Raw genomic sequence first — 23,234 nt, 5'->3', positions numbered from 1 at the left:
CTCCACGACGAACCGGGGCCTGCTACCCGGCGCTCCGGTACCTACCGGGACGGGACTTCCACCCGCTAGTCCAGTCCAACTTTCAGGACGCAACATGCGCCGATCTTATAGAATTAACATCAGCCTGTTTGCCGCTTCGTCGAACGTTCTTCACAATTGATGGCATGCGCGTCGGCATTCCCACCGAGACCAAAAACAACGAGTTCAGGGTGGCCATCACCCCGGCAGGCGTCGCCGAACTGACGCACCGCGGCCACGAGGTGCTGGTGCAGGCCGGCGCCGGAGAAGGGTCGGCAATCACCGACATGGAGTTCAAGGCCGCGGGTGCACAGCTGCTCAGCTCCGCCCAGCAGGTGTGGGCCGATGCCGACCTGGTGCTCAAGGTGAAGGAACCGATGCCCGCCGAGTATGAGCTGCTGCGCCGCGGGCAGGTGCTGTTCACCTATCTGCATCTGGCGGCGTCGGGCGCCTGCACCAACGCGCTATTGACTTCCGGCACGACGTCGATCGCCTACGAAACCGTGCAGACCGCCGATGGCGCACTGCCGCTGCTGGCCCCGATGAGCGAAGTCGCGGGCCGGCTGTCGGCTCAGATCGGCGCGTATCACCTGATGCGGACGCAGGGCGGACGCGGCGCGTTGATGGGCGGGGTGCCGGGCGTCAAGCCCGCCGACGTGGTGGTCATCGGCGCCGGCACGGCCGGTTACAACGCGGCCCGGATGGCCAGTGGTATGGGGGCCAGCGTCCGGGTGCTCGACCTCAACATCGACAAGCTGCGACTTCTCGACGCCGAGTTCACCGGCCGCATCCAGACCCGCCACTCGTCGACCTACGAGCTGGAGGGCGCGGTCAGGCACGCCGATCTGGTGATCGGGGCCGTGCTGGTGCCCGGCTCCAAGGCGCCGAAGTTGATCTCGAATTCGCTTGTCGCACAGATGAAAACAGGCGCTGTACTGGTGGACATCTCGATCGACCAGGGCGGGTGCTTCGAGGATTCGCGGCCCACCACCCACGACAACCCGACGTTCAAGGTGCATGACGCCCTGTTCTACTGCGTGGCCAACATGCCCAGCGCGGTCCCCAAGACCTCGACCTACGCGCTGACCAACGCGACGATGCCGTACGTGCTCCGGCTCGCAGACCACGGCTGGCAGCAGGCCTGCCGGTCGGATCCAGCTCTGGCCAAAGGCCTTTCGACGCACGAAGGCGCACTGCTGTCCGAGCGGGTGGCCGCCGACCTGAGCCTGCCGTTCACCGACCCGGCCGGCGTGCTGGCCTGACGCTCAGCCGGTCAGCCATCCCAGCACCGATTTCGTCACCTCGACGATCAGCGGCCGCAGCGCATCGGCGTTAGGGTTCGCCGACTGCGAACGCGTCATCACCGACAGCAACGCGCGCTGCCCGGCCGGCCCGTAGATCATGCCGATGTCGTTGGTGCTGCCATAGTCCCCGGTGCCGGTCTTGTCGGCGCTGGTCCACCCCGGCGGCAGGCCCGCCCGCATGCTCGAGGTCACATTGTCGCGCATCCACTGTTCCAGCTGACGGCGCTGCGCGTCACCGAGAACCGTTCCGGTGAGCAGATTTTGGACTCCGGTGCCAAGCGCCCGCGGGGTGCTGGTATCGCGCGGGTCGCCGGGGATCGCGGTGTTCAGTTCGATCTCGCAGCGATCGAGCCGGGTGCGCTCGTCTCCGATGGAGCGAGCGAAGTCGGTGATGGCGGGCGGTCCGCCGATCTGCGTCAGCAGCAGGTTGGCGGCGACATTGTCGCTGCGCTGCAACGCGGCCGCGCACAGTCGCTCAAGCGGCAGGGTGTTGCCGGCCTGCGCCGCGGTCACCGGCGAGTTGGGCAGTAACGCGGCGGGATCGATGAAAATCTGTTGCTGTAACTCCAATTCGCCGCGCTGCGCCATCTGCAGCACCCGCGCCGCGGCATAGACCTTGAACGTCGAGCACATCGCGAAGGGATCGTCGTCGCGATGGGCGCAGGTGCGCCCCGACCCGGGGTCTGTCGCGAAAAGCCCAATGTAGGCGCCGTATTGGCGCTCCAGCTCGGCCAGTCGACCGTAGAGCGGCGGCGGATCGGCGTGTACGGGTGGTGCGCACGCGCCCAGCGCTGGGGTCACCATCGCGGCCACCAACAACCGCCGGCGGGTTAGTTCTGCCACGCTCGGCTAGTCGTCGGGGGTCAGACTCGCGACGATGTCGGCCACCGGACCGGCCTGCGCCTCGCGGAAAGACGTTCCCGCCCAAAGGCTCATGCCCTGCGGATCTTCCCGCTCGGTCGCCGCCTCCCGAATCGGCAGCGTCATCTGGTTCACCTCGGGATAGCCCAGGGGCGCCACGTTGTCGAACAGCCGAATGAATTCGTTCTCCAGGCTGCGCGCATACCGGCCCGAGAACGCCCGCGTGACGATGGTCTTGGAAAAGAGTTGATTCTTCATGGCGACGCGTTGCCCGGTGCTGGTGCCGGCTTCGTCGCTGAGCAGCAGCGCGGTGCCCACCTGCGCGGCCACCGCGCCCCGGCGCAGCACACCCGCGACATCCTCGGCGGTGCCCAGGCCACCCGCGGCGATGATCGGGACATCGCGATGTGCCCGATGGATGCGGTCGATCAGCTGATGCAGCGACTCGCCGCCGGGATCCATGTCGGGTGCGAAGGTGGCGCGGTTCCCGCCGGCATTCGGCCCCTGGACCACCAGGCTGTCCGCACCGGCGGCGACGGCCACTCCGGCCTCGTAAAGAGACGTCACCGTGACCATCACCAACAGCCCGAGAGCACCGAAGCGCCTGATCACATCCGGCGACGGCACTCCGTAGGTGAACGACACCAGTTCCGGGCGCAGGTCGGCGACGACTTCGAGCTTGCGCGCCCAGTCGTCGTCGTGCCCGAATTCGGGCCGACCCACATAAACCTGGTAGTGCTCGGCGATCGCTTCGAGGGCCTCCGCGTAGTAGTCCAACGCCACCCAGTCGGCGACACTGGGTTGCGGCACAAGCAGGTTCACCCCGAGCGGGCCGGTGGTGGCGGCGCGCGCCGCGGCAAGATCCTGCGCAAACTGGTCGGCACTGACGTATCCGGCGGGAACGAAACCGAGTCCGCCCGCGTTGGACACCGCCGCCGCCAATGCCGGGCTGCCGGGCCCGCCCGACATCGGTGCGCCCACGATGGGCACTGCGATATCCCAAAAACCCAGCACCATCTGGCTAATCCGGCGACGGCGAGCGCCGGCACGGCGCGAGTAAGAAAGCGAACATTGAGCTACCGTACCATCGCCCGAAGTTGTTGCGGCAGTGATCGTTTCGAAGCATACGGGCCAAGCACCGCGGCGCCGTACTGCTTGGTCAGCAGCTGGCTGGCCACCGCGTTGACCTCGTCGACGGTGACGTCGTCGATCTTCCGCAGGGTGTGCTCGATGCTGCGGTGCTTGCCATAGTTCAATTCGCTACGACCGATGCGGCTCATACGAGAACTGGAGTCTTCCAGGCCAAGGACGATCCCGCCACGCATGGAGCCCTTGGCGATGCGGCACTCCGCCTCGGTGATGCCGTCGCGGGCCACCGCTTCGAGCACCTCGGCGGTCACCCGCATCACGTCCGCGAACCGCTCGGGCAGGCAGGCCGCATAGACCGACAGCGCGCCGCTGTCAGAGAACATGTCGACCGAGGAGTAGACCGAGTAGGCCAGCCCGCGTAACTCGCGAACCTCTTGAAACAGCCGGGAGCTCAGCCCACCACCCAGCGCGGTGTGCAGCACCGACAGCGCCCACCGGTGTTCCCAACCGCGCCCGGGCGTGCGCACGCCCAGCAAGACGTGCGTCTGCTCGGCGTCGCGTTTGGCCATCGACAAGCCCGGCTGGCCGTTCACGCGTCCGGTGCCCTTGCGCGGCGAAATGGGCTGGCGCCCACGCACCAAACGAGATCCGAAGTGCCGGCGCACCAGGGCGACCACCTCGTCGTGGTCGACGTTGCCGGCCACCGCGACCACCATCCGCTCGGGCGTATAGCGGCGCATGTGGAAGGAGTGCAGCTGCGCGCGGGTCATCGCCGACACCGATTGCGCGGTGCCGATAACCGGGCGCCCGACCGGATGATCGCCGAAGAGCGCGGCGAGGAACATGTCCCCCAGCGCGTCTTCGGGGTCGTCATCGCGCATCGCGATTTCCTCGAGGACGACGTCACGTTCGAGCTCGACGTCTTCGACGGCGCAGCGGCCGTTGAGGACCACGTCGGCGACCAGGTCGACGGCCAGCGCGAGATCGCTGTCGAGCACGTGCGCGTAGTAGCAGGTGTGCTCCTTGGCGGTGAACGCGTTCAGTTCGCCGCCGACGGCGTCCATCGATTGGGCGATGTCGACCGCGGTGCGCGTCGGCGTCGACTTGAACAGCAGGTGCTCGAGGAAGTGCGCCGCCCCGGCGACGGTCGCGCCCTCGTCCCTCGACCCGACACCGACCCACACCCCGACCGACGCGGACCGCACCGCGGGCAGGTATTCGGTGACCACCCGCAGACCACCCGGCAACGTGGTGCGGCGCACCGTGGCCTGCAGCGCAGGTTCAGCCTCGGCGGCGTGCTTGCCCCGCCGCAGGGCACCCGCTCGACCGGGGCGTGCCCCGGGTAAGTCAGCTGCTGGCTGTCGCGGCATCGGCCGGCGCGGTCTCCGGGGAATCGGCAGCCGGGGCTGCGCTGTCATCCTCGACCAGGACCAACGAGATCTTGCCGCGCTTGTCGATGTCGGCGATCTCCACGCGCAGCTTGTCGCCGACGTTCACCACGTCCTCGACCTTGGCGATGCGCTTGCCCTTACCGAGCTTGGAGATGTGCACCAAACCGTCGCGGCCCGGCAGCAGCGACACGAAAGCACCGAAATCCGTTGTCTTGACCACGGTTCCGAGGAATCGCTCGCCCACCGTCGGCAGCTGCGGGTTGGCAATGGCGTTGATCCGGTCGATCGCGGCCTGTGCCGAGGGACCATCGGTGGCGCCGACGAACACCGTACCGTCGTCCTCGATGGAGATCTGCGCGCCGGTCTCCTCGGTGATCGCGTTGATGACCTTGCCCTTGGGCCCGATGACCTCGCCGATCTTGTCGACCGGCACCTTGATGGTGGTCACCCGCGGGGCGTACGGGCTCATCTCATCGGGGGCGTCGATGGCCTCGGCCATCACCTCGAGGATCGTCAACCGCGCGTCCTTGGCCTGGGCCAGCGCACCCGCGAGCACCTGCGACGGGATCCCGTCGAGCTTGGTGTCCAGCTGCAGCGCGGTGACGTAGTCCTTGGTGCCGGCGCACTTGAAGTCCATGTCGCCGAATGCGTCCTCGGCACCCAGGATGTCGGTCAAGGTGACGAAGCGACGCTCGGTCTTGCCGTCGACCTCGACGTCATCGGAGACCAGGCCCATCGCGATACCGGCCACTGGCGCCTTCAGCGGAACCCCCGCGTTCAGCAGCGCCAGCGTGGACGCGCAGACCGATCCCATCGACGTCGAACCGTTGGAGCCCAACGCTTCCGACACCTGACGGATCGCGTACGGGAATTCCTCGACGCTGGGCAGCACCGGGATCAGCGCCCGCTCGGCCAGGGCGCCGTGCCCGATCTCACGCCGCTTCGGCGAGCCCACGCGGCCCGTCTCGCCCGTGGAGAACGGCGGGAAGTTGTAGTGGTGCATGTACCGTTTGGAGGTTTCCGGCCCCAGCGAATCGATCTGCTGGGCCATCTTGACCATGTCCAGCGTGGTCACCCCCAGGATCTGGGTCTCACCCCGCTCGAACAGCGCGCTGCCATGCGCCCGCGGCACGACTGCCACCTCGGCCGACAGGGCGCGGATGTCGGTGATGCCGCGGCCGTCGATGCGGAAGTGATCGGTCAGGATGCGCTGGCGCACCAGCTTCTTGGTCAGCGAGCGGAATGCGGCGCTCACCTCTTTCTCGCGGCCCTCGTAGGTCTCGGCAAGCCGCTGGGCCACCTCAACCTTGAGCTCGTCGGTGCGCGCGTCGCGCTCGGCCTTGCCACCGATGGTCAGCGCTTTGGCCAGCTCGTCGGTGGCCACCGAGGCGACCGCGTAGTAGACGTCTTCGGCGTAGTCCGGGAACGTCGGGTAGTCACCGACGGGCTTGGCGGTCGCGTCGGCCAGCTCCTGCTGAGCGGTGCACAGCGCGGCGATGAACGGCTTGGCGGCCTCCAGGCCTTCCGCCACAACGGTTTCCGTCGGCGCCTTGGCGCCGCCCTCGACGAGCTCGATGAGCCTTTCGGTGGCCTCGGCCTCGACCATCATGATGGCGACGTCGGGCTGGCCGTCGGCGTCGGTGCCGACGAGGCGGCCCGCCACGACCATGTCGAACACGGCTCGCTCGAGCTGCTCGACGGTCGGGAACGCGACCCACTGGCCGTCGATCAGCGCGACCCGCACGCCCCCGATGGGGCCGGAGAACGGCAGCCCGCTGATCTGGGTGGAGGCCGACGCGGCGTTGATCGCCAGCACGTCGTACAGGTCGTTGGGGTCCAGGCTCAGGATCGTGACGACGACCTGGATCTCGTTGCGCAGGCCGGAAATGAACGACGGCCGCAGCGGGCGGTCGATCAGTCGGCAGGTCAGGATCGCGTCGGTGGACGGTCGGCCCTCGCGGCGAAAGAACGAACCGGGGATGCGCCCGGCGGCGTACATCCGCTCCTCGACGTCGACCGTCAGCGGGAAGAAGTCGAAGTGCTCCTTGGGTGCCTTGCTGGCGGTCGTGGCCGACAGCAGCATGTTCTCGTCGTCGAGGTAGGCGACCACGGCACCGGCGGCCTGCAGGGCCAGCCGGCCGGTCTCGAAGCGAATGGTGCGGGTACCGAAGGTCCCGTTGTCGATTGTGGCGGTCGCCTCGAACACGCCTTCATCAATTTGAGCTACAGACATAGGTGTCCGTACAGCCTCTCTGGGTATTCAACTATTTCGCGTCGTCACGTGCGAGTGCCCAAAGAGCTTCCCTGAAGGAAAAGTCTGAATACGGCTACGGCCATCGATCGAAGCGGCCGACCTGCCCCAGATCCGGGGAGCCCGGCTGCCACTACCGAAGACCGCCCGATACAGACTGGGCTGCTCTCGTCGTGACACGCTGGAACGGAACACGCGGATCTGCGTGGACCGCACCATCTGCTCGGGCCAGACCGGCCCAGAACGCATCCACTCTACATGGGCGAACTTAGCCCGCCAGAGTGATGTGGGATGGGCGCTGCGTCAGCGACGCAGGCCCAGCCGATCGATCAGCGAGCGGTAGCGCTCGACGTCGATCTGCGAGATGTACTTGATCAGCCGGCGCCGGCGACCGACCAGCAGCAGCAAGCCGCGCCGCGAGTGGTGGTCGTGCTTGTGCACCTTGAGGTGCTCGGTGAGGTCGGAAATCCGCTTGGTCAGCAGCGCGATCTGCGCCTCCGGCGATCCGGTGTCGGTGTCATGCAGGCCGTACTGGCCCAGAATTTCTTTTTTCTGCTCGGCGGTAAGCGCCACGAAATTAACTCCATCAATCGGTCCCGCGAGGAAAGGGTCCAACGTGGCCGCCGCGGACTGCAGCTCACGCATCGGTGGCCGAGTGTATCAGCGGGACCGGTCCGCATCTAAATCGCGGCAGGTCAGCAGCTCGCCTTGACAACATACAACCGATTGGTTGTATGTTTGGCGGGTGATCGTGGACGAGGAGGACCGGGCCGACGCCCAGTTCCACGCCTTGGCCGATCGCACGCGGCGCGACATCCTGCGCCGAGCGCTGGCCGGGGAGCATTCGGTGTCCGCGCTCGCAGTGAAGTACGAGATGAGCTTCGCCGCTGTGCAGAAACACGTCGCCGTGCTGGAGAAGGCGGGCCTGCTCACCAAGCGTCGCAGCGGTCGCGAGCAGTTGGCCAGGGGTGAGGTGACTGCGGTGCGGTCGGTGGCCTCGATGCTCGGCGAGTTGGAGCAGATCTGGCGTGGCCACGTGGCACGTATCGACGAACTCATCTCGTCCGACGACAACTAGGGAGAACACACCATGCCGGTGACCGACGAGCACGACCCGGACGCTCTCACTCTCACCATCACGGCCGACTTCGCCGCGCCGGTGGCCCGGATTTGGCAGGTCTACGCCGATCCGCGTCAGCTGGAGAAGGTCTGGGGTCCGCCGTCGTACCCGGCGACCGTGGTCGACCACGACCTGCGGCCCGGCGGCCGCACGACGTACTTCATGACCGGCCCGGACGGCGACAAGCACGCCGGCTATTGGCAGATCACCGCCGTCGAGGAACCGAGGAGCTTCACTTTCACCGACGGCTTCGCCGACCTGGACTTCAACCCCAACCCCGACCTGCCGGTGGCGACGAACGTCTTCACCTTCACCGAACACAACGGCGGAACCCGCGCCACCTACGTCACCACCTACGAGTCGGCCGAGGCGCTGCGGACGGTGCTGGACATGGGCGTGATCGAGGGCGCCACGTCAGCCATCAACCAGATCGACGACCTGGTGGCGTCCGGCAGCTAGGACGACGACAGGATCTGGCGGGCCTTGTCCGTGTCGTCTCCCATGGCCGCGACAAGGTCGCGGACGGAGTCGAATTTGAGCTGGCCGCGCAACCGGGCGACGAAGTCCACCGCCACGTGCTGGCCGTAGAGGTCGGCCTCGGAGTCCAGGACGAACGCCTCGACGGTGCGGGTACGCCCGGAGAACGTCGGGTTGGTGCCCACCGAGACCGCGGCCTGGTAGCGCTCCCCCGGGACGACGGTGCCGGTCACCGGTCCGTGCCCGAGCACGGTGAACCAGGCCGCGTACACGCCGTCGGCCGGGATCGCCGAGTACATCGGCGGGGCAACGTTCGCGGTGGGAAAGCCCAGCTCGGCGCCCCGCCCGTGACCGCGTACGACGACGCCTTCGACGCGGTGCGGGCGGCCCAGTGCCTCGGTGGCCGCCACCATGTCGCCGGCGTCCACGCAGGAGCGGATGTAGGTCGAGGAGAACGTCACGTTCTCGTTGCTGTGATGCTCGGACAACAGCGACATCGACTCCACCGCGAATCCGAACCGGTCACCGGCCCTGCGCAGGGTGTCGACCGTGCCGAGCGCCTTCTTGCCGAAGGTGAAGTTCTCCCCCACCACGACCTCGACGACATGCAGGTTCTCCACGAGCAACTCGTGCACGTAGCGCTCCGGTGTGAGCTTCATGAAATCCGTGGTGAACGGCATCACGAGGAAGACGTCGACACCCAACTCCTCGACGAGCTCGGCGCGCCGGGTCAGCGTGGTCAGCTGCGCCGGGTGACTGCCCGGATAGACCACTTCCATCGGGTGCGGATCGAACGTCATCAGCACGGCCGGGACATTGCGTGCCCGTCCGGCTTTCACCGCGTGCGCAATCAACTCCGCGTGACCGCGGTGCACACCGTCGAACACCCCGATCGTGAGCACGCATCGGCCCCAGTCAGTGGGAATCTCGTCTTGGCCGCGCCACCGCTGCACGATGGCAAGCCTACGGTGCGCTGCGGCCCGACGCGCCGTAGGATCCCGATTCCGCAGTCCCGGGGCGGGTGTTTTCGGCACGGCGACACCGGCTGGGCCGGTCACCACGCCAGACCAGACCTAGAGTGCCTAAACTTTTTGTTTGTGAGGGCTGACGAAGAGGCCGGCGGTCTCACCGCGGTTGGCCAGGACTATCTCAAGGTCATTTGGAATGCCCAGGAGTGGTCGGTGGAAAAGGTCAGCACCAAGATGCTGGCCGACCGAATCGGCGTCTCGGCCAGCACGGCCTCGGAATCGATCCGCAAGCTCGCCGAGCAGGGCCTGGTCGACCACGCGAAGTACGGCGCCGTGACCCTGACCGAAGCGGGCCGGCGCGCGGCGCTCGAAGTGGTGCGGCGACACCGGCTGCTGGAAACCTTCCTGGTCAACGAGCTCGGCTACGGCTGGGACGAGGTGCACGACGAGGCCGAAGTGCTCGAGCACGCGGTATCGAACCGGCTGGTGGACCGCATCGACGCCAAACTGGGCTTCCCGCAGCGCGACCCGCACGGCGACCCGATCCCGGCTTCCGACGGCCAGGTGCCCACCCGGCCGGTGCGCCAGCTGTGGGCGTGCGGCGAGGACGAAACCATCACGGTGGCCCGCATCTCCGACAAGGACCCGGAGATGCTGCGGTATTTCGACAGCGTCGGGATCAACCTGGACTCGCAGGTGCGGGTGGTGACCCGCCGCGAATTCGCCGGCATGATCTCGGTCGCGATCGAAGCCGCCGACGGCGCCGAGACCACTGTCGATCTGGGCAGTCCCGCCGCCCGGGCGATCTGGGTGGTGCCCTAGCCGGCTAGCAGACCCTTGGCGATGTGGGTGACCTGGACCTCGTTGCTGCCGGCGTAGATCATCAGCGACTTGGCGTCGCGGGCCAGCTGTTCGACGCGGTATTCGGCCATATAGCCGTTGCCGCCGAACAACTGCACGGCCTCCATCGCCACCTCGGTAGCCGTCTCCGAGGAATACAGCTTGACCGCCGACGCCTCGGCCAGCGTCAGCGGTTTACAGGCCTGTTGACGCTCGATCGTCATGAACACCATGTTCTGCACGTTCATCCGGGCGATTTCCATTTTCGCCAACTTGAGCTGGATCAGCTGGAACTGCCCGATGTTGCGGCCCCACAGCGTGCGGGTCTTCGCGTAATCCACACAGAGCCGGTGGCATTCGTCGATGATGCCCAGCGCCATCATCGCGATCCCGATCCGCTCGGCGGCGAAATTGTCGCGCGCGCTTTCGCGGCCGTCGCTCTGCTGTTCGCTCTCGCCGAGCAGCCGGTCCGGGGTCAGCCGCACGTTGTCGAAGAACAGCTCCCCGGTCGGGGAGGACATCATGCCCATCTTCTTGAACGGCTTGCCCTGCGTCAGGCCTTCCATCCCCGCGTCGAGCACGAACACCAGCACCGGGCGGTTGCGCTTGTCTTGCTTGTCCGGCGCCGCGTCGCCTTCGTCGAGCTTCGCGTACACGACCAGCACGTCGGCGTACGGCCCGTTGGTGATGAATGTCTTCTGTCCGTTGAGGATGTAGTCCTGCCCGTCCCGCTTGACGTAGGTCTTCATGCCGCCGAACGCATCCGAGCCGGAGTCCGGCTCGGTAATCGCCCACGCCGCAATCTTTTCCAGCGTCATCAGCTCGGGTAGCCAGCGCTCTTTCTGGGCCAGCGTGCCGCGGCTCATGATCGTCGCCGCGCCCAGACCGAGGCTGACCGACGCGGTGCTCAGCAATCCGATGCTGACCCGCGCGATTTCGGACACCAGCACCGCGACCATCGACTGCTGGCCACCCAGGCCACCGGAATCGTCTGTGCCGTCGCGCTTTTCGGGTTTGGGTTCACCGTTGGCCCTGGCGCGCTCGCGGTCCAGCATCTTCTTGACCGATTCGGCGGCCATCGCGTCCAGGCCGAACTGGCTGAAGAACTTGCGCGCGATCGGATACGGCGACAGCACACCGGTTTCCAGTTCGTCGATATGCGGGCGGATCTCCTTGTCCACGAACTGACGAACGGCATCGCGCATCATCAGATCGGTCTCGGACCATTCGATCATGCTCAGCGCTCGGCCCGCTGGTATGCGGTGACGACGGCGGCGCCACCCAGCCCGATGTTGTGTTGCAGTGCGGCACTGACATTGTCGACCTGACGCTTGTCGGCCCGGCCCCGCAGCTGCCAGGTCAGCTCGGCGCACTGCGCCAGCCCGGTCGCGCCCAGCGGGTGGCCCTTGGAGATCAGGCCGCCGGACGGGTTGACCACCCAGCGTCCGCCATAGGTGGTGTCGCCGTTGTCGATCAGCTTCGGCGCCTCGCCCGGACCGCATAGCCCCAGGGCTTCGTAGAGCAACAGCTCGTTGGCCGAGAAGCAGTCGTGCAGCTCGATCACCTGGAAGTCCTCCGGACCGAGCCCGGACTGGTGGTAAACGCGTTGTGCCGCTTGCACATTCATGTCGTAGCCGATCAGGCTCTTGGCGCTGCCGTCGAAGGTGGACTTGAAGTCGGTGGTCATGGCCTGCCCGACGATCTCGACCGCCTGGCTCCCCAGCCCGTGCCGATCGACGAAGCCCTCCGACGCCAGGATCGCCGCGCCCGAGCCGTCCGAGGTCGGCGAGCACTGCAATTTGGTCAGTGGGTCGTAGATCATCTTGGCGGCCAGGATGTCCTCGAGGGTGTACTCGTCCTGGAACTGCGCGAACGGGTTGTTCACCGAGTGCTTGTGGTTCTTGTAGCCGATCTTGGCGAAGTGCTCGGCGGTGCTGCCGTATTGCAACATGTGCTCGCGGCCCGCCGCGCCGAACATCCACGGCGCCGCCGGGAAGGCGAACTCGCTGATCTGGGCCATCGCCTTGATGTGCTTGTCCATCGGGTTGGTGCGGTCTTCGTAGGTCGCCGCCAGCGATCCGGGCTTCATCTTCTCGAACCCCAGGGCGATCGTGCAGTCGGCCAACCCGCCGCGAATCGCCTGCGCGGCCAGGAACAGTGCGGTGGAGCCGGTCGAACAGTTGTTGTTGACGTTGACGATCGGAATTCCGGTCAGGCCCAGTTCGTAGAGGGCGCGCTGCCCCGAGGTCGACTCGCCGTAGACGTAACCGACGTAGCCCTGCTCGATGTCGCTGTAGTCGATGCCCGCGTCGGCCAGCGCGTTAGTGCCCGATTCGCGCGCCATGTCCGGGTAGTCCCAGCCCTCGCGGCGGCCCGGCTTCTCGAACTTCGTCATGCCGACGCCGATGACGTAAACCTTGTTGGACATAGCGAGCCTTCCGCAGATGTGGGGCGAGTTGACACCCGTCTAGTCCGGAGCTTAGCCAGCGGGTCAAGCAGGGTCGACGAAGACTGGGTCCTCCCCCGACATTCCGGCCACTACCGCGGCAAGCTGATTGGGTTTGCCGATCAGGCCGACCTGCAGCTCGGATTCGAGTTTGAGCGCGCCGGCGGCGTCGTTGCTGACCCACGTCTCGTCGTAGAGGCGCTTGGCAGCCCGCACGGCGTCCGGGGATTTCCGCGCGATTTCGTTCGCCAGCGCCAGCGCGGAAGCCAACGGATCATCACTGATCCGGGTGAGAAGTCCGAGCGCCAAAGCCTCGCTGCCGGGCAGCACGCGGCCGGTGAACGTCAACTCCTTGGCCACATCGATACGGACCAGTCGCGGCAGTGACTGCGTGATGCCCATATCGGGAACCAGCCCCCACTTGACCTCCATCACGGACAGCTTCGCGTCCGGTGTGGCGATCCGGATGTCGGCGCCCAGCGCGATCTGCAGACCGCCGCCGAAGCAGTTCCCGTGAATCGCCGCGATGACCGGCGCCGGCACCAGCGACCAGTCGTAGGCCACCCGCTGTGCGAAGTTGGCCAGCCGGTCGCCGTCACGTTCCAGCAGCACGCCGGTGCCGCCCTGCCCGGACATGAAACTCGCGATGTCCAGGCCCGAGCAGAAGCTCTTCCCCTCGCCGTGCAGGACGACCACACGAACCGAATTATCCTGTGCCAGTTGGTCTGCGGCATCCATCAAGCCTTCGAACATGGCTTGGTCAAGCGCATTGTGTTTGTCGCTGCGCACCATTGTCACCGTGGCTACGCCACCGTCTGAGACGCGCACCCGAACCCTGTCTTCACTCACGATTGGAACTTACCGCGACGTCGTCGTCCCCTGCCCGTTCCCCCAGGTTTGCGTAGGCTCGGAGCATGAACGCATCGGTCACCCCCGAAGCCACCAAAGCCGTTGACGAGATCGCCGCGCGTCACGGACTCTCCCGCGACGCAGTGCTGACGATGTTGTTCGCCCTGCGCGCCGGCAGCGGCACCATGGCCCAGTTCAACATCCCCGAACTCGGCGGCAGTGGGCAATGGATGCGGGGCGGGATGACGATGGTCGGCGACATGTTCGACAACGCGCTCAAGGCACGCGTCGACGCGCTGTGTAACGAGTTGGTCCAGCTGCTCGCGACCACCACGGTCTTTCCCGCATCGACCACGCAGTCCCAGATCGGATTCTCGGCGAACAACTGGTGGCCGGCCGATCTCGGCGTCCCGAGTGCGGTCGGCGCGCAGAACGACGTGCGCTACGCGTTCTTCCCGTCCAGTCGGCGGTTGGTGATCGAGATCGGCGGTGTGACAAGGGTTTTCGATACTGGCGAACACCACATCGGTGGCGTACAACAGCAGCAGGGCGGCGGGATCAGCTCGGTCGGCTTCAGCAGCCAGCTCGGCACGTTCGGCGTGCTCAGTTTGCGTGAGCTCGGTGTGCAACCCGCCGAGACTCCCACGCCCCAGACACCCGCGCCCGAAACGCCGGCAGCCGCGCCCGAAACACCCGCGCCGAGCGCCGCAGCAGGCGGGCCCACAGACGCCGCGGCCATCATTGCCGCCATCGAATCGCTGGCCGGATTACACGAACGCGGCATCCTCTCCGACCAGGAATTCGCCACGAAGAAGGCCGAACTGCTCAGCCGGCTCTGAGGAGCTGCAGCGTCGCCGGGCGCCGTCTGATAGCCCGACTCCTCCTCAGAACGTCCCGTTCTGCATCGTCGCCGGGCGCCGTCTGATAGCCCGACTCCTCCTCAGAACGTCCCGTTCTGCATCGTCGCCGGGCGCAACACCACCACCGACCTGGTCCGCGAACCCTCGTCGCGCAGCAGTGCGATCACCCGGCCGTCGTCGTCGCTGGCGGCATAGACGCCGTCGATTGCGGCCGGCGACAACGGCCGGCCGTGGCTGGTCGCCTCGGCCTCTTCGGGCGTCAGGACGCGGCGCGGGAACACCAGCAGGCACGCCTCGTCCAACGTCTGGCTCAAGCGCGGCCGCTGCGCGAGTTCGTCGAGGGTCAGCGCCTGGTCCAGCCCGAAGCGCCCGACCCGGGTGCGCCGCAACGCCGTCAGGTGCCCGCCCACCCCCAGCGCGGTGCCCAGGTCGCGGGCCAGCGCGCGGACGTAGGTCCCCGACGAGCAGTCGACGTCGACGTCGAGATCGATCACGTCGCCGCAGCGCCGCGTCTCGCACACCTCGAACCGGTCGATGCGCACCGGGCGGGCCTTGAGCTCGACGGTCTCGCCCTCGCGGACCCGTTGGTAGGCGCGCTTGCCGTCGACCTTGATGGCGCTGACCGCCGACGGCACCTGCTCGATGTCGCCACGCAGCCCGGCGATCGCGTCGGCGATGGCCCGGTCCGTCACATGTGCGGCCGAAATAGTTTGCAGCAGTTCACCTTCGGCGTCCTCGGTAGTGGTGGTCTGACCGAGGCGGATGGTGGCGCCATACGACTTCTCCGATGCCGTCAGCAGGCCCAGGAGCTTGGTGGCCCGGTCGACCCCGATTACCAGCACACCGGTGGCCATCGGGTCCAGCGTCCCCGCGTGGCCCACCCGCCGGGTGGAAAAGATTCGCCGGCAGCGCCCCACCACGTCGTGACTGGTCATCCCGGCGGGCTTGTCGACGACGACCAATCCCGGACCGGTGGGGCTTTGGTTCATAACACGATCGCGGTCAGCACGAGTTCTCGCTCGACCGACCAGCGGCCCCGCAGCGCCGTCAGCGGCGGACCCGACCGCGCCTCGGGATCGATCAGGATCCGGGAGACGAACGTGCCCGATGCGGGACCGTCGGCCTCGAAGCTGATGTGAGCGTCTTCGAAACCCAGCCATCGCTTGGTCAACGGGAACCACGCCTTGTAGGTTGCTTCCTTGGCACAGAACAGGATTCGATCCCAATGCAGACCGTCCGGCATCGCCTGCGGAATTTCGGCGCGCTCCTCGGCCAGGCTGATCGCGTCCAGCACGCCACCCGGCAGCACGTCGTGCGGCTCGGCGTCGATACCTACCGAACGCACCGCGGCGCTGCGCCCCACCACCGCACCGCGATACCCCGCGCAGTGCGTGAGGCTGCCGACCACGCCCTCGGGCCAGCAGGGTTCGCCCTTGTCCCCCTTGAGAATCGGCACCGGCGCCACGCCCAGCTCGCCCAGCGCGATGCGCGCGCAGTACCGAACGGTGATGAACTCGTTGCGCCGCTTGGCCACCGACTTGGCGATCAGCGGCTCCTCCTCGGGCAGGGGGGTCAGGCCCGGCGGGTCGGAGTACACCTCGGAGTACGCCATCGCATCCGCAATCTCGACGGTCGCCGGCAACACCGACGACACCAACGTGTCTGCGCTCATCGTGACTGTCGCTGCCGCAACTTTTCCCGGAACTGTTCGGACTGCGCCTTCATCTCGGGGGTGATCACGAAGTGACCGCCGAAGTCGTTGAGGTAGCCGGGCGCGTATTTCGGATCGGGAAGGATCTGGCGCAGCCAGCTGTACGGCTTGCGGCGCCGCCACTCTCGCGGGTAGCCCACCGAGACCTCCTCGAAGCGCACGTCGTCGTACCACGTGGTCCGCGGGATGTGCAGGTGGCCGTAGACCGAGCAGACGGCGTTGTAACGGGTGTGCCAATCGGCGGTCTTGGTGGTCCCGCACCACAGCGAGAACTCCGGATAGAACAACGCGTCGCAGGGGTCGCGCACCAACGGGAAGTGGTTCACCAGAACGGTCGGTGTCATCCAGTCGAGTTGCTCGAGGCGCGCCCGGGTGATGTCCACCCGCTCACGACACCAGGCGTCGCGGGTGGGGTACGGCTCCGAGGAGAGCAGGAATTCATCGGTGGCCACCACATTGTTCTCGCGCGCGATTTCCAGGCCCTGGGCTTTGCTCAGCGCCCCCTCTGGCAAGAAGGTGTAGTCGTAGAGCAAGAACATCGGCACGATCGTCGCCGGGCCGCCGCGCTCGGTCCACACCGGGTAGGGGTGTTCCGGCGTAATCACGCCCATCTCGTCGCACATGTTGACCAGGTAGTCGTAGCGAGCCTTGCCGAAGACCTGGTTGGGATCGCGGTTGGTGGTCCACAGCTCGTGATTGCCGGGCACCCAGATCACTTTGGCGAATCGGCGTCGCAGCAGGTCAAGGGCCCATCGGATCTCGTCGGTGCGCTCGGCCACGTCACCGGCGACAATGAGCCAGTCATCCGGCGACGACGGATGCAGCGCTTCGGTGACCGGCTTATTGCCCATGTGGCCGGTGTGCAGGTCGGAGACCGCCCACAGTGTCGGCTGTCCCCCATTAGTCGAGTCCTGCCCCGATTCTTTCCCTACCACGACTAACCAGCCTAACGACCCGGCGCGGTGACCCTGTCCCGCTGCGGCCTTGGACCGTTGTCGTTGGCCTTTGCCACCTGCCAATTAGAACAAGTTCAGGTTTGGCTGTGACCTCGCGCACGTGACTTGTAAACTCCCCGCAAAAGGGACGGCCGAGGGCTAGGGGGTGTCATGTTTACCAAGGTGCGCCTGATCGGGGCGCTCGGTGCGGTGATGACAGCGGTCGTGCTGGGCTGGCACAGCGCGCCGCCAGCACCAACCGGCGGTGGCAACACCGTCGATCTGCGGTCGACGGCGCAGCCGATGGAGACCACGATGAAGAGCCCGATCATCGCTACCACCGACCCGAGCCCGTTCGATCCCTGCCGGGACATCCCATTCGACGCGCTGCAGCGGCTCGGGCTGGCGTTCACCCCGCCCGAACCCCAGGACGGCCTGCGCTGCCAATTCGACGCCGGCAACTATCAGCTCGCCGTCGAGCCCATCATCTGGCGCACCTATGAGCAGTCCCTGCCCCCTGACGCCCTTGAGACCACGATCCAGGGACACCGCGCCGCGACGTACTGGGTGCTGAAGCCGACCTATCACAACAGCTACTGGTTCTTCTCCTGCATGGTGGCGTTCAAGACCAGCTACGGCGTGCTGCAGCAGGCGCTGTTCTACTCGACGGTCTACTCCAACCCCGAGGTCGACTGCCCGTCGACCAACCTGGCGCGGGCCAACGACCTGACGCCGTACTACAAGTTCTAGCCGCGCCGTGCCGACCGGCGCCGCTGAGCACGATGTTTCGTGGCCGAAATGAATTCGCGTCGGCGTCAATAACCACCCCAGGTCGGCCTTAACCTGATGAGCGTGAGCATGACATCGACGCGACCCGCCGAACCCGCGCTGCACGGCCTGACCGAGGCCGGCGTCAACGCCGCGGGCCGGCTGCTGGGTCTGCGGCCGGCCACCACCGGCTACAGCGTGAACCGAGTCGAAGTCCCGATGCGCGACGGGGTGCGGCTGGTCGCCGATCACTATGCACCGGCCACGTCCAGCCCGGCCGGCACCGTGCTGGTGCGCGGACCCTACGGGCGCGGATTTCCGTTCTCCCTGTTGTTCGCCCGGCCGTACGCCGCGCGGGGCTACCACGTCGTGCTGCAAAGTGTGCGCGGGACGTTCGGTTCCGCCGGCGTATTCGAGCCGATGGTCAACGAGGCCACCGACGGCGCCGACACGGTCGCCTGGTTGGTCGAGCAGCCCTGGTTCACCGGCAGCTTCGCCACGTTGGGACCGTCCTATCTGGGCTTCACCCAGTGGGCGATGCTGCAGGAGCCGCCACCTCAGCTGGCCGCGGCGGTGATCACCGCTGGCCCGCATGATTTCGCGGACTCGGTCTACGGCACCGGGTCGTTCGCGGTCAGCGACTTTTTGGGCTGGAGTGATCTCGTTGCCCATCAAGAAGACCCGATTCGCCTCCGGTCGGGCATCCGGCAACTGCGAGCGCCGCGACGGATCGCGAAGGCGGTCGCCGGGGCGCCGTTCGGCGCGTCGGCCCGCCGGATGCTGGGTGCCGGGGCGCCGTGGTTCGAGTCATGGGTGGAAAACGCCGACCCGGATCACCCGTTCTGGCAACAGCTGCGGTTCGGCTCGTCCCTGGATCGCGTCCAAGTGCCGGTGCTGTTGCTCGGCGGCTGGCAGGACGTCTTCGTGCGGCAAACGGTGCAGCAATACCGCCACCTGCGCCGCCGCGGCGTCGACGTCGCGATGACGATCGGCCCCTGGACACACACCGAGCTGCTCACCAAGGGGCTGCGCACCAGCCTGCGCGAGACGCTGGACTGGCTGGACACTTATCTGGCGGGCGCCACGGCGCTCGGCCGGCCCGGCCGGGTTCGCGTCTGTGTCACCGGCCAGGGCTGGCGAAACCTGCCGGACTGGCCGCCCGCCACGTCGCAGCGCGCGCTGTACCTGCGGCCCGGCCGTTACCTGGACGACACGTCGCCCACCGACCTGCCGAAGCTGCCGCCGGCGACCTTCCGCTACGACCCCGCCAACCCGACGCCGACCATCGGCGGTGGGCTGCTGTCCCCGATCGGCGGCTACCGCGATGACAGTCGCCTCGCGTTGCGCGACGATGTGCTGAGCTTTAACAGCGCAACCCTGCTGCGCGATCTGTGCGTATACGGAAACCCGGTCGTCGAGCTGGCGCACCGCTCGAATAACCCGAACGCGGACCTGTTCGTCCGGGTCAGCGAGGTCGACGCCAACGGCCGGTCGCGCAACCTCAGCGACGGCTACCGCCGGCTGTCCGCGGCGGCGAAGACGGTCACGATCGAACTCGACCCGATCGCGCACCGCTTCCGCGCCGGATCACGGATCCGGCTGCTCATCACCGGCAGCTGGTCGCCGCGCTACGCGCGCAACCCGGGCACGGGCGAGCCGACGTTGACGGCGCGGCATCTGAAACCGGTTACCCACAGCATCGCTTACGGGCGCTCCCGGCTGCTGCTTCCGGTCGGCCCGCTCGACCTGTCAGCCAACGGCGTCGCGAACCCGGGCGGCGACGTCGCTTAGCACGGCTTCATCGTGAACGGGATCGTGCATCGGCACCGCAAAGGCGCCCCGCACGGGTAGCTGCACCCAGCTGGTGCAGCCGCCGTACTCGGGAGTGCGGGTCAGGCGTATCGGCTCGATCAGCGGGCTCACCGACACCACCAGCGCGGCGAGCTTGTGCTTGGGCCGGAAATCAAGCCGGTCGGCGCGCACCGACTCGGCAGTCCAGATGTGCAGATCCTCGATCTCCCCGAGCCGCTCTGGCCGGTTAACCTGCAGTGCCGCAACCACTTTCGCCGCCGCACGGATCACCAGCCGATCCTCGGTGCTGTCGTTGGCCGCGGCGGCCAGCAGGTCGCGGTGCTCGGTCCGGACCCGCTCGGCGTGGCTGTGCGCAACCGTCGGGAACAGCAGGAACTCACCGGACGCGACTTCGAACCGCTTCTCCGCGATGCCACCCTTGCGCAACAGCACGTACTGGCGGCCGCGCAGCAATGCGTGCACGGCCGCACTCCACTCCTTGAGCGCGGGCGCCGTTGCGGTGAGCGTCATTTCGTTGCGGCGAGGCGGGCGACGACCTCGGGTCGACGCAACGGGGGCACCGTCTTGGGCGGTTGGCGCCGCGGCGGCAGCGACTCCAGCAAGCGCGTCGTCGTCCGCGTGACCTCGGCGACCGCGGCCTCGAACGCATCGACGTTGGCCGCCGAGGGGCGGGTGATGCCACTGACCTTGCGCACATACTGGCGCGCGGCCGCGGCGATCTCCTCAGCCGTGGCCGAAGGCTGCAAACCGCGCAGTTCGGTGATGTTCCGGCACATGTCTCAACGATAGGCGGGATCGTCGGCACCCGCCCCATGGACAGCAAAGCCCACCGTCGCATACTGTATGCAGTCAGCAAGCGACCAGCTCCGAGCGCGGCCTCACCCCCGACGGCAAGACGGGAAACGACATGGATTTTGCGGTACTGCCGCCGGAGGTGAATTCCGGCCGGATGTACTCGGGCCCGGGGCCGGCGACCTTGCTGGCCGCCTCCAGCGAATGGGCGGAATTAGCCGTCGAGATGCACCTCGCCGCAGCCGGCTGTGAAGCCGTGGCCGTCGCGCTGCTCAACGAGTCGTGGTCGGGCCCCTCGTCGGCCGCGATGGCGGCGGCCGTCCTGCCTTACGCCGGATGGGTGCGGGCCGTCGCGACCCAATGTGAGGAGGTGGCCAGCCAGGCCACCGTCGCGGCGAGCGCGTACGAGACGGCTTACGCAATGACGGTGCCGCCAACGGTGATTGCGGCTAACCGACTCCGGTTTAGCGCACTGATAGCCGGCAACCTGATGGGCCAGAACACCCCCGCCATCATGGTCGCCGAGGCCGAGTACAGCGAAATGTGGGCCCGGGACACCGCCGCGATGTACGGCTATGCCGCTAATTCCGCCAGCGCTCTGCGGCTTTCAGCGTTCCCCCCGCCCCCGCAGCCGGGCGAACCCGGCGGCGACCGGGGCGGCAGCACGCCGACGCTGGGCGAGGGGGCGCCGCTGGCGTCGTCGGGGATTTCCGCCGCATTCGCGATGCTGTCGCGAACGGCGAAGACCTCTACTCAAGGCGTCTCGACCAGCACGGGCACCGGCATGCAGGCGGCCTCGCAGCTAGCGACCACGATGGTCCGGCTGGCCGACGTCGGCGGCAGCAGCGCGCCCGAGATCGGCACCAGTGCACTGGGTTTCGGCTCCGACGGGTTCGGGCTGAGCACCGATATCAGTGGGTTCGCCCTCGATTTGGCCGGCTCCGGGCTCGAATTGGTGGGTGGTGATTCACTTTTGGGGGCAGAGGAGGCGATTCCGGCCGAAATCGGCACTCTGGAATCAATCGATCCGCTCGCCGGCCCGTTTCGGGCCGGACTCAGCGGCGAACCGTCGGCCGGCCTCGGTCAAGCCGCCCAACTGGGAACGCTGTCGGTACCGCCGAGTTGGGCCACCGCGCTCTCGGCGGATGCCGAAAACGCGGGCTCACATGCGGTTGCACCGGCGGCACACCACGGCTCTTCGCACGGGTCCGCACATCGTCACGCAGGCATGGTGTACCGCGACGCCGGTACACATCGAGTGGGCGTGCGCTCCGCGCTTGTCCCGCGATCACCAATCGGCGGGTAAGACTGCGAAGAGGCGTTGGGTATTCGTAAAAGTGATGGGGTCCTTCACCATTCGTCATAGCAGCCCAATACCAACCTGCTCGGCGGTAGGTACATTAGAGGAGCAATGCCGCGAACGCGACCGGAGGTGATCCGATGATTCGACCATCGTTTGCCGACGCGGTGCGCGAATTGCTCTTCTGCCGCCACCGCCCGGTCGAGGACGTGATGAACGCATTCTTCGCCCAGGACTACGAACATCGGGACAATGGAAAGACGTTGACTCGAGCCGAGTTCGCGGAGCTTGTCACGATCGCGCGCAAAGATGTGACACACGGTGAAGTGTTCACTCTCGAAGAATTCCGCTTCTGGAACCGGTATGCCGCGCGTTTGGTGCTGCAGGTCAAAAAGGGTGACGAGTCGATCGTGCACGTCGAAAGCTATGCTATCGGTCAGTACGCGATCGACGGCCGATTCCTCAAACTCAATCAGGCCCGGTTCGTGGTCCCCAACGCTGAACTAGCCCTTCATCAACTCACCGACGTGGGCCGCGACAGAGTCCGTTAGCCCTTGAAGGTCGTAGCCGCCCTCTAGTACCGCTACCAGCCTTGCATCACAATGCTTTTCGGCCAGATTCATCAGCTCCCGCGTAGCCCAACCGAAGTCGTCGGCGGTCATCATCAGCGAGCCGAGCGGGTCACGATGGTGTGCGTCGAATCCGGCGGATACCAACATGAGCTCCGGTGCGAAGCGGTCGAGGGCGGGCAGTATCCGCTGCTGAAAGGCTTCGCGTAGCTGCGCGCCACCGTCACCGGCCCGCAACGGGGCGTTGAAGATATTGCCGACGCCCGTCTCTGCTACCGCGCCGGTGCCCGGGAACAGGGGCATCTGATGGGTGGACGCATACAGTACGTCGGCATCGGAGTAGAAGATCTGCTGCGTGCCGTTGCCGTGGTGCACGTCGAAGTCGACGATGGCCACGCGTGTCACCCCGTATTTGTGCTGTGCATATCGTGCGCCGATGCTGATGTTGTTGAACAGGCAAAAGCCCATCGCCCGTTCGGTTTCGGCGTGATGACCCGGGGGCCGGCATGCGACGAACGCGTTCTGGACCTGTCCGGTCAGCACGCCGTCGATCGCCTGTAGCGTGCCACCCACCCCGCGCAGCACCACTTGCCACGTCGATGGGTCCATCATCGTGTCGCCGCCGTCCAGATACACGTGGCCTTCGGCTGGGCGCGCGGCGTCCAGCTCGTCCACGTAACGGTCGGAATGCACATAGCGGGTCGCCGCGAGATCGGCCGGCTCGGCGTGCTGCCGCACCAGCGGGTCGAAGTGCGGCTGACTCAGCACGGCTTCCACCGCGCGATAACGATCCGGGCGCTCGGGGTGACCGCGCGCGGTGTTGTGGTCGGCGAAACTGGGATGGTGTAGCAGCAGGGTGGCCATGAAGGGGAC

The 23,234-nt window shown here is 66.9% G+C and carries 24 protein-coding genes; 9 read left to right on the top strand and 15 right to left on the bottom strand.

Annotated elements, in window-relative coordinates; all coding sequences use genetic code 11:
- The first annotated feature begins 164 nt into the window (after window positions 1-164).
- Window positions 165-1,280: an alanine dehydrogenase gene (gene ald / locus AAHS21_RS24330; RefSeq protein WP_342930102.1), complete on the top strand. Its 1,116-nt coding sequence runs from the start codon at window positions 165-167 to the stop codon at window positions 1,278-1,280.
- Between the two features lie 3 nt (window positions 1,281-1,283).
- On the opposite strand, the gene bla is transcribed toward ald, so the two are convergent.
- The 5 genes from bla to rpsO form a co-directional block, all read right to left on the bottom strand.
- Window positions 1,284-2,126: a class A beta-lactamase gene (bla, locus tag AAHS21_RS24325; RefSeq protein ID WP_342930108.1), complete on the bottom strand. Its 843-nt coding sequence runs from the start codon at window positions 2,124-2,126 to the stop codon at window positions 1,284-1,286.
- 45 nt (window positions 2,127-2,171) lie between these two features.
- Window positions 2,172-3,200, bottom strand: a complete 1,029-nt coding sequence (locus tag AAHS21_RS24320; protein WP_342930101.1) for a nitronate monooxygenase — start codon at window positions 3,198-3,200, stop codon at window positions 2,172-2,174.
- A 59-nt stretch (window positions 3,201-3,259) separates the two neighbouring features.
- On the bottom strand, window positions 3,260-4,642 hold the full coding sequence (locus AAHS21_RS24315; RefSeq protein ID WP_342930100.1) for a pitrilysin family protein: 1,383 nt from the start codon (window positions 4,640-4,642) through the stop codon (window positions 3,260-3,262).
- Window positions 4,620-6,896, bottom strand: coding sequence for a polyribonucleotide nucleotidyltransferase (locus tag AAHS21_RS24310; protein WP_342930099.1), 2,277 nt, complete (start codon window positions 6,894-6,896; stop codon window positions 4,620-4,622). Before AAHS21_RS24310 ends, AAHS21_RS24315 begins: the two co-directional genes overlap by 23 nt.
- Before the next feature lie 321 nt (window positions 6,897-7,217).
- Window positions 7,218-7,487 carry a 30S ribosomal protein S15 gene (gene rpsO / locus AAHS21_RS24305; protein WP_108919997.1) on the bottom strand — a complete coding sequence of 90 codons (270 nt, stop codon included), beginning with the start codon at window positions 7,485-7,487 and terminating at the stop codon, window positions 7,218-7,220.
- A gap of 172 nt (window positions 7,488-7,659) precedes the next feature.
- Here rpsO and AAHS21_RS24300 point away from each other — a divergent pair, with 172 nt between their 5' ends.
- On the top strand, window positions 7,660-7,992 hold the full coding sequence (locus AAHS21_RS24300; protein WP_342930098.1) for a metalloregulator ArsR/SmtB family transcription factor: 333 nt from the start codon (window positions 7,660-7,662) through the stop codon (window positions 7,990-7,992).
- Window positions 7,993-8,004: 12 nt separating this feature from the next.
- Window positions 8,005-8,493: an SRPBCC domain-containing protein gene (locus tag AAHS21_RS24295; RefSeq protein ID WP_342930097.1), complete on the top strand. Its 489-nt coding sequence runs from the start codon at window positions 8,005-8,007 to the stop codon at window positions 8,491-8,493.
- On the opposite strand, the gene AAHS21_RS24290 is transcribed toward AAHS21_RS24295, so the two are convergent.
- The gene (locus AAHS21_RS24290; protein WP_342930096.1) at window positions 8,490-9,464 is read right to left on the bottom strand and encodes a bifunctional riboflavin kinase/FAD synthetase; all 975 of its coding nucleotides are present in this window, start codon (window positions 9,462-9,464) and stop codon (window positions 8,490-8,492) included. The genes AAHS21_RS24295 and AAHS21_RS24290 overlap by 4 nt on opposite strands.
- Window positions 9,465-9,608: 144 nt before the next feature.
- Here AAHS21_RS24290 and mntR point away from each other — a divergent pair, with 144 nt between their 5' ends.
- Entirely contained in the window at window positions 9,609-10,301 is a 693-nt protein-coding gene (gene mntR, locus AAHS21_RS24285) for a manganese-binding transcriptional regulator MntR (RefSeq protein ID WP_342930095.1), read from the top strand.
- Here the strand turns inward: mntR and AAHS21_RS24280 are convergent.
- The 3 genes from AAHS21_RS24280 to AAHS21_RS24270 all read right to left on the bottom strand — a co-directional run bounded on the left by AAHS21_RS24280 (window position 10,298) and on the right by AAHS21_RS24270 (window position 13,614).
- Window positions 10,298-11,554, bottom strand: coding sequence for an acyl-CoA dehydrogenase family protein (locus AAHS21_RS24280; protein ID WP_342930094.1), 1,257 nt, complete (start codon window positions 11,552-11,554; stop codon window positions 10,298-10,300). The genes mntR and AAHS21_RS24280 overlap by 4 nt on opposite strands.
- A gap of 2 nt (window positions 11,555-11,556) precedes the next feature.
- Window positions 11,557-12,747: a lipid-transfer protein gene (locus AAHS21_RS24275; protein WP_342930093.1), complete on the bottom strand. Its 1,191-nt coding sequence runs from the start codon at window positions 12,745-12,747 to the stop codon at window positions 11,557-11,559.
- A gap of 63 nt (window positions 12,748-12,810) precedes the next feature.
- Window positions 12,811-13,614: a crotonase/enoyl-CoA hydratase family protein gene (locus tag AAHS21_RS24270; RefSeq protein WP_342930092.1), complete on the bottom strand. Its 804-nt coding sequence runs from the start codon at window positions 13,612-13,614 to the stop codon at window positions 12,811-12,813.
- A 65-nt stretch (window positions 13,615-13,679) separates the two neighbouring features.
- Between AAHS21_RS24270 and AAHS21_RS24265 the strand changes: the two genes are divergently transcribed.
- The gene (locus AAHS21_RS24265; protein WP_342930091.1) at window positions 13,680-14,453 is read left to right on the top strand and encodes an SHOCT domain-containing protein; all 774 of its coding nucleotides are present in this window, start codon (window positions 13,680-13,682) and stop codon (window positions 14,451-14,453) included.
- Between the two features lie 101 nt (window positions 14,454-14,554).
- Here AAHS21_RS24265 and truB read toward each other — a convergent pair whose 3' ends face one another.
- The 3 genes from truB to AAHS21_RS24250 are packed head-to-tail and all read right to left on the bottom strand — an operon-like array spanning window position 14,555 to window position 17,120.
- The gene (truB, locus tag AAHS21_RS24260) at window positions 14,555-15,463 is read right to left on the bottom strand and encodes a tRNA pseudouridine(55) synthase TruB (RefSeq protein WP_342930090.1); all 909 of its coding nucleotides are present in this window, start codon (window positions 15,461-15,463) and stop codon (window positions 14,555-14,557) included.
- Window positions 15,460-16,146, bottom strand: coding sequence for a 4'-phosphopantetheinyl transferase (locus tag AAHS21_RS24255; RefSeq protein ID WP_342930089.1), 687 nt, complete (start codon window positions 16,144-16,146; stop codon window positions 15,460-15,462). Before AAHS21_RS24255 ends, truB begins: the two co-directional genes overlap by 4 nt.
- Window positions 16,143-17,120: a metallophosphoesterase gene (locus AAHS21_RS24250; protein ID WP_342930088.1), complete on the bottom strand. Its 978-nt coding sequence runs from the start codon at window positions 17,118-17,120 to the stop codon at window positions 16,143-16,145. The genes AAHS21_RS24255 and AAHS21_RS24250 overlap by 4 nt, the downstream gene beginning before the upstream one ends.
- Window positions 17,121-17,291: 171 nt before the next feature.
- On the opposite strand from AAHS21_RS24250, the gene AAHS21_RS24245 reads away from it, so the two are divergent.
- Window positions 17,292-17,870 (top strand): DUF3558 domain-containing protein, encoded by a 579-nt coding sequence (locus AAHS21_RS24245; protein ID WP_342930087.1) that lies wholly within the window; start codon window positions 17,292-17,294, stop codon window positions 17,868-17,870.
- 108 nt (window positions 17,871-17,978) lie between these two features.
- Window positions 17,979-19,679 (top strand): CocE/NonD family hydrolase, encoded by a 1,701-nt coding sequence (locus AAHS21_RS24240; protein ID WP_342930107.1) that lies wholly within the window; start codon window positions 17,979-17,981, stop codon window positions 19,677-19,679.
- On the opposite strand, the gene AAHS21_RS24235 is transcribed toward AAHS21_RS24240, so the two are convergent.
- Both AAHS21_RS24235 and AAHS21_RS24230 read right to left on the bottom strand, forming a co-directional pair.
- Entirely contained in the window at window positions 19,638-20,210 is a 573-nt protein-coding gene (locus AAHS21_RS24235) for a DUF1802 family protein (protein ID WP_342930086.1), read from the bottom strand. The genes AAHS21_RS24240 and AAHS21_RS24235 overlap by 42 nt on opposite strands.
- Window positions 20,207-20,476, bottom strand: coding sequence for a DUF2277 family protein (locus AAHS21_RS24230; RefSeq protein ID WP_342930085.1), 270 nt, complete (start codon window positions 20,474-20,476; stop codon window positions 20,207-20,209). The genes AAHS21_RS24235 and AAHS21_RS24230 overlap by 4 nt, the downstream gene beginning before the upstream one ends.
- 131 nt (window positions 20,477-20,607) lie before the next feature.
- Here AAHS21_RS24230 and AAHS21_RS24225 point away from each other — a divergent pair, with 131 nt between their 5' ends.
- Both AAHS21_RS24225 and AAHS21_RS24220 read left to right on the top strand, forming a co-directional pair.
- On the top strand, window positions 20,608-21,798 hold the full coding sequence (locus AAHS21_RS24225; RefSeq protein ID WP_342930084.1) for a PPE family protein: 1,191 nt from the start codon (window positions 20,608-20,610) through the stop codon (window positions 21,796-21,798).
- A gap of 134 nt (window positions 21,799-21,932) precedes the next feature.
- Window positions 21,933-22,343: a hypothetical protein gene (locus tag AAHS21_RS24220; protein WP_342930083.1), complete on the top strand. Its 411-nt coding sequence runs from the start codon at window positions 21,933-21,935 to the stop codon at window positions 22,341-22,343.
- On the opposite strand, the gene AAHS21_RS24215 is transcribed toward AAHS21_RS24220, so the two are convergent.
- The gene (locus AAHS21_RS24215) at window positions 22,296-23,225 is read right to left on the bottom strand and encodes a histone deacetylase family protein (RefSeq protein ID WP_342930082.1); all 930 of its coding nucleotides are present in this window, start codon (window positions 23,223-23,225) and stop codon (window positions 22,296-22,298) included. The genes AAHS21_RS24220 and AAHS21_RS24215 overlap by 48 nt on opposite strands.
- Window positions 23,226-23,234: the final 9 nt, after the last annotated feature.

Origin of the sequence: Mycobacterium sp. 050272, assembly GCF_039023525.1 — a bacterium.
Lineage (GTDB): Bacteria > Actinomycetota > Actinomycetes > Mycobacteriales > Mycobacteriaceae > Mycobacterium.
The sequence above is the reverse complement of the archived record's forward strand: the minus strand, read 5'-3'. Positions and strand labels throughout refer to the sequence as shown.

Coding starts and splice junctions, on each gene's coding strand:
- AAHS21_RS24315 (WP_342930100.1), bottom strand. CDS start 4,642: ATGCCGCGACAGCCAGCAGCTGACTTACCCGGGGCACGCCCCGGTCGA.
- ald (WP_342930102.1), top strand. CDS start 165: ATGCGCGTCGGCATTCCCACCGAGACCAAAAACAACGAGTTCAGGGTG.
- bla (WP_342930108.1), bottom strand. CDS start 2,126: ATGGTGACCCCAGCGCTGGGCGCGTGCGCACCACCCGTACACGCCGAT.
- AAHS21_RS24225 (WP_342930084.1), top strand. CDS start 20,608: ATGGATTTTGCGGTACTGCCGCCGGAGGTGAATTCCGGCCGGATGTAC.
- AAHS21_RS24280 (WP_342930094.1), bottom strand. CDS start 11,554: ATGATCGAATGGTCCGAGACCGATCTGATGATGCGCGATGCCGTTCGT.
- AAHS21_RS24235 (WP_342930086.1), bottom strand. CDS start 20,210: ATGACGCTCACCGCAACGGCGCCCGCGCTCAAGGAGTGGAGTGCGGCC.
- AAHS21_RS24320 (WP_342930101.1), bottom strand. CDS start 3,200: ATGGTGCTGGGTTTTTGGGATATCGCAGTGCCCATCGTGGGCGCACCG.
- AAHS21_RS24255 (WP_342930089.1), bottom strand. CDS start 16,146: ATGAGCGCAGACACGTTGGTGTCGTCGGTGTTGCCGGCGACCGTCGAG.
- AAHS21_RS24275 (WP_342930093.1), bottom strand. CDS start 12,747: ATGTCCAACAAGGTTTACGTCATCGGCGTCGGCATGACGAAGTTCGAG.
- AAHS21_RS24245 (WP_342930087.1), top strand. CDS start 17,292: ATGTTTACCAAGGTGCGCCTGATCGGGGCGCTCGGTGCGGTGATGACA.
- AAHS21_RS24265 (WP_342930091.1), top strand. CDS start 13,680: ATGAACGCATCGGTCACCCCCGAAGCCACCAAAGCCGTTGACGAGATC.
- AAHS21_RS24230 (WP_342930085.1), bottom strand. CDS start 20,476: ATGTGCCGGAACATCACCGAACTGCGCGGTTTGCAGCCTTCGGCCACG.
- AAHS21_RS24295 (WP_342930097.1), top strand. CDS start 8,005: ATGCCGGTGACCGACGAGCACGACCCGGACGCTCTCACTCTCACCATC.
- truB (WP_342930090.1), bottom strand. CDS start 15,463: ATGAACCAAAGCCCCACCGGTCCGGGATTGGTCGTCGTCGACAAGCCC.
- AAHS21_RS24215 (WP_342930082.1), bottom strand. CDS start 23,225: ATGGCCACCCTGCTGCTACACCATCCCAGTTTCGCCGACCACAACACC.
- AAHS21_RS24240 (WP_342930107.1), top strand. CDS start 17,979: ATGACATCGACGCGACCCGCCGAACCCGCGCTGCACGGCCTGACCGAG.
- AAHS21_RS24220 (WP_342930083.1), top strand. CDS start 21,933: ATGATTCGACCATCGTTTGCCGACGCGGTGCGCGAATTGCTCTTCTGC.
- AAHS21_RS24310 (WP_342930099.1), bottom strand. CDS start 6,896: ATGTCTGTAGCTCAAATTGATGAAGGCGTGTTCGAGGCGACCGCCACA.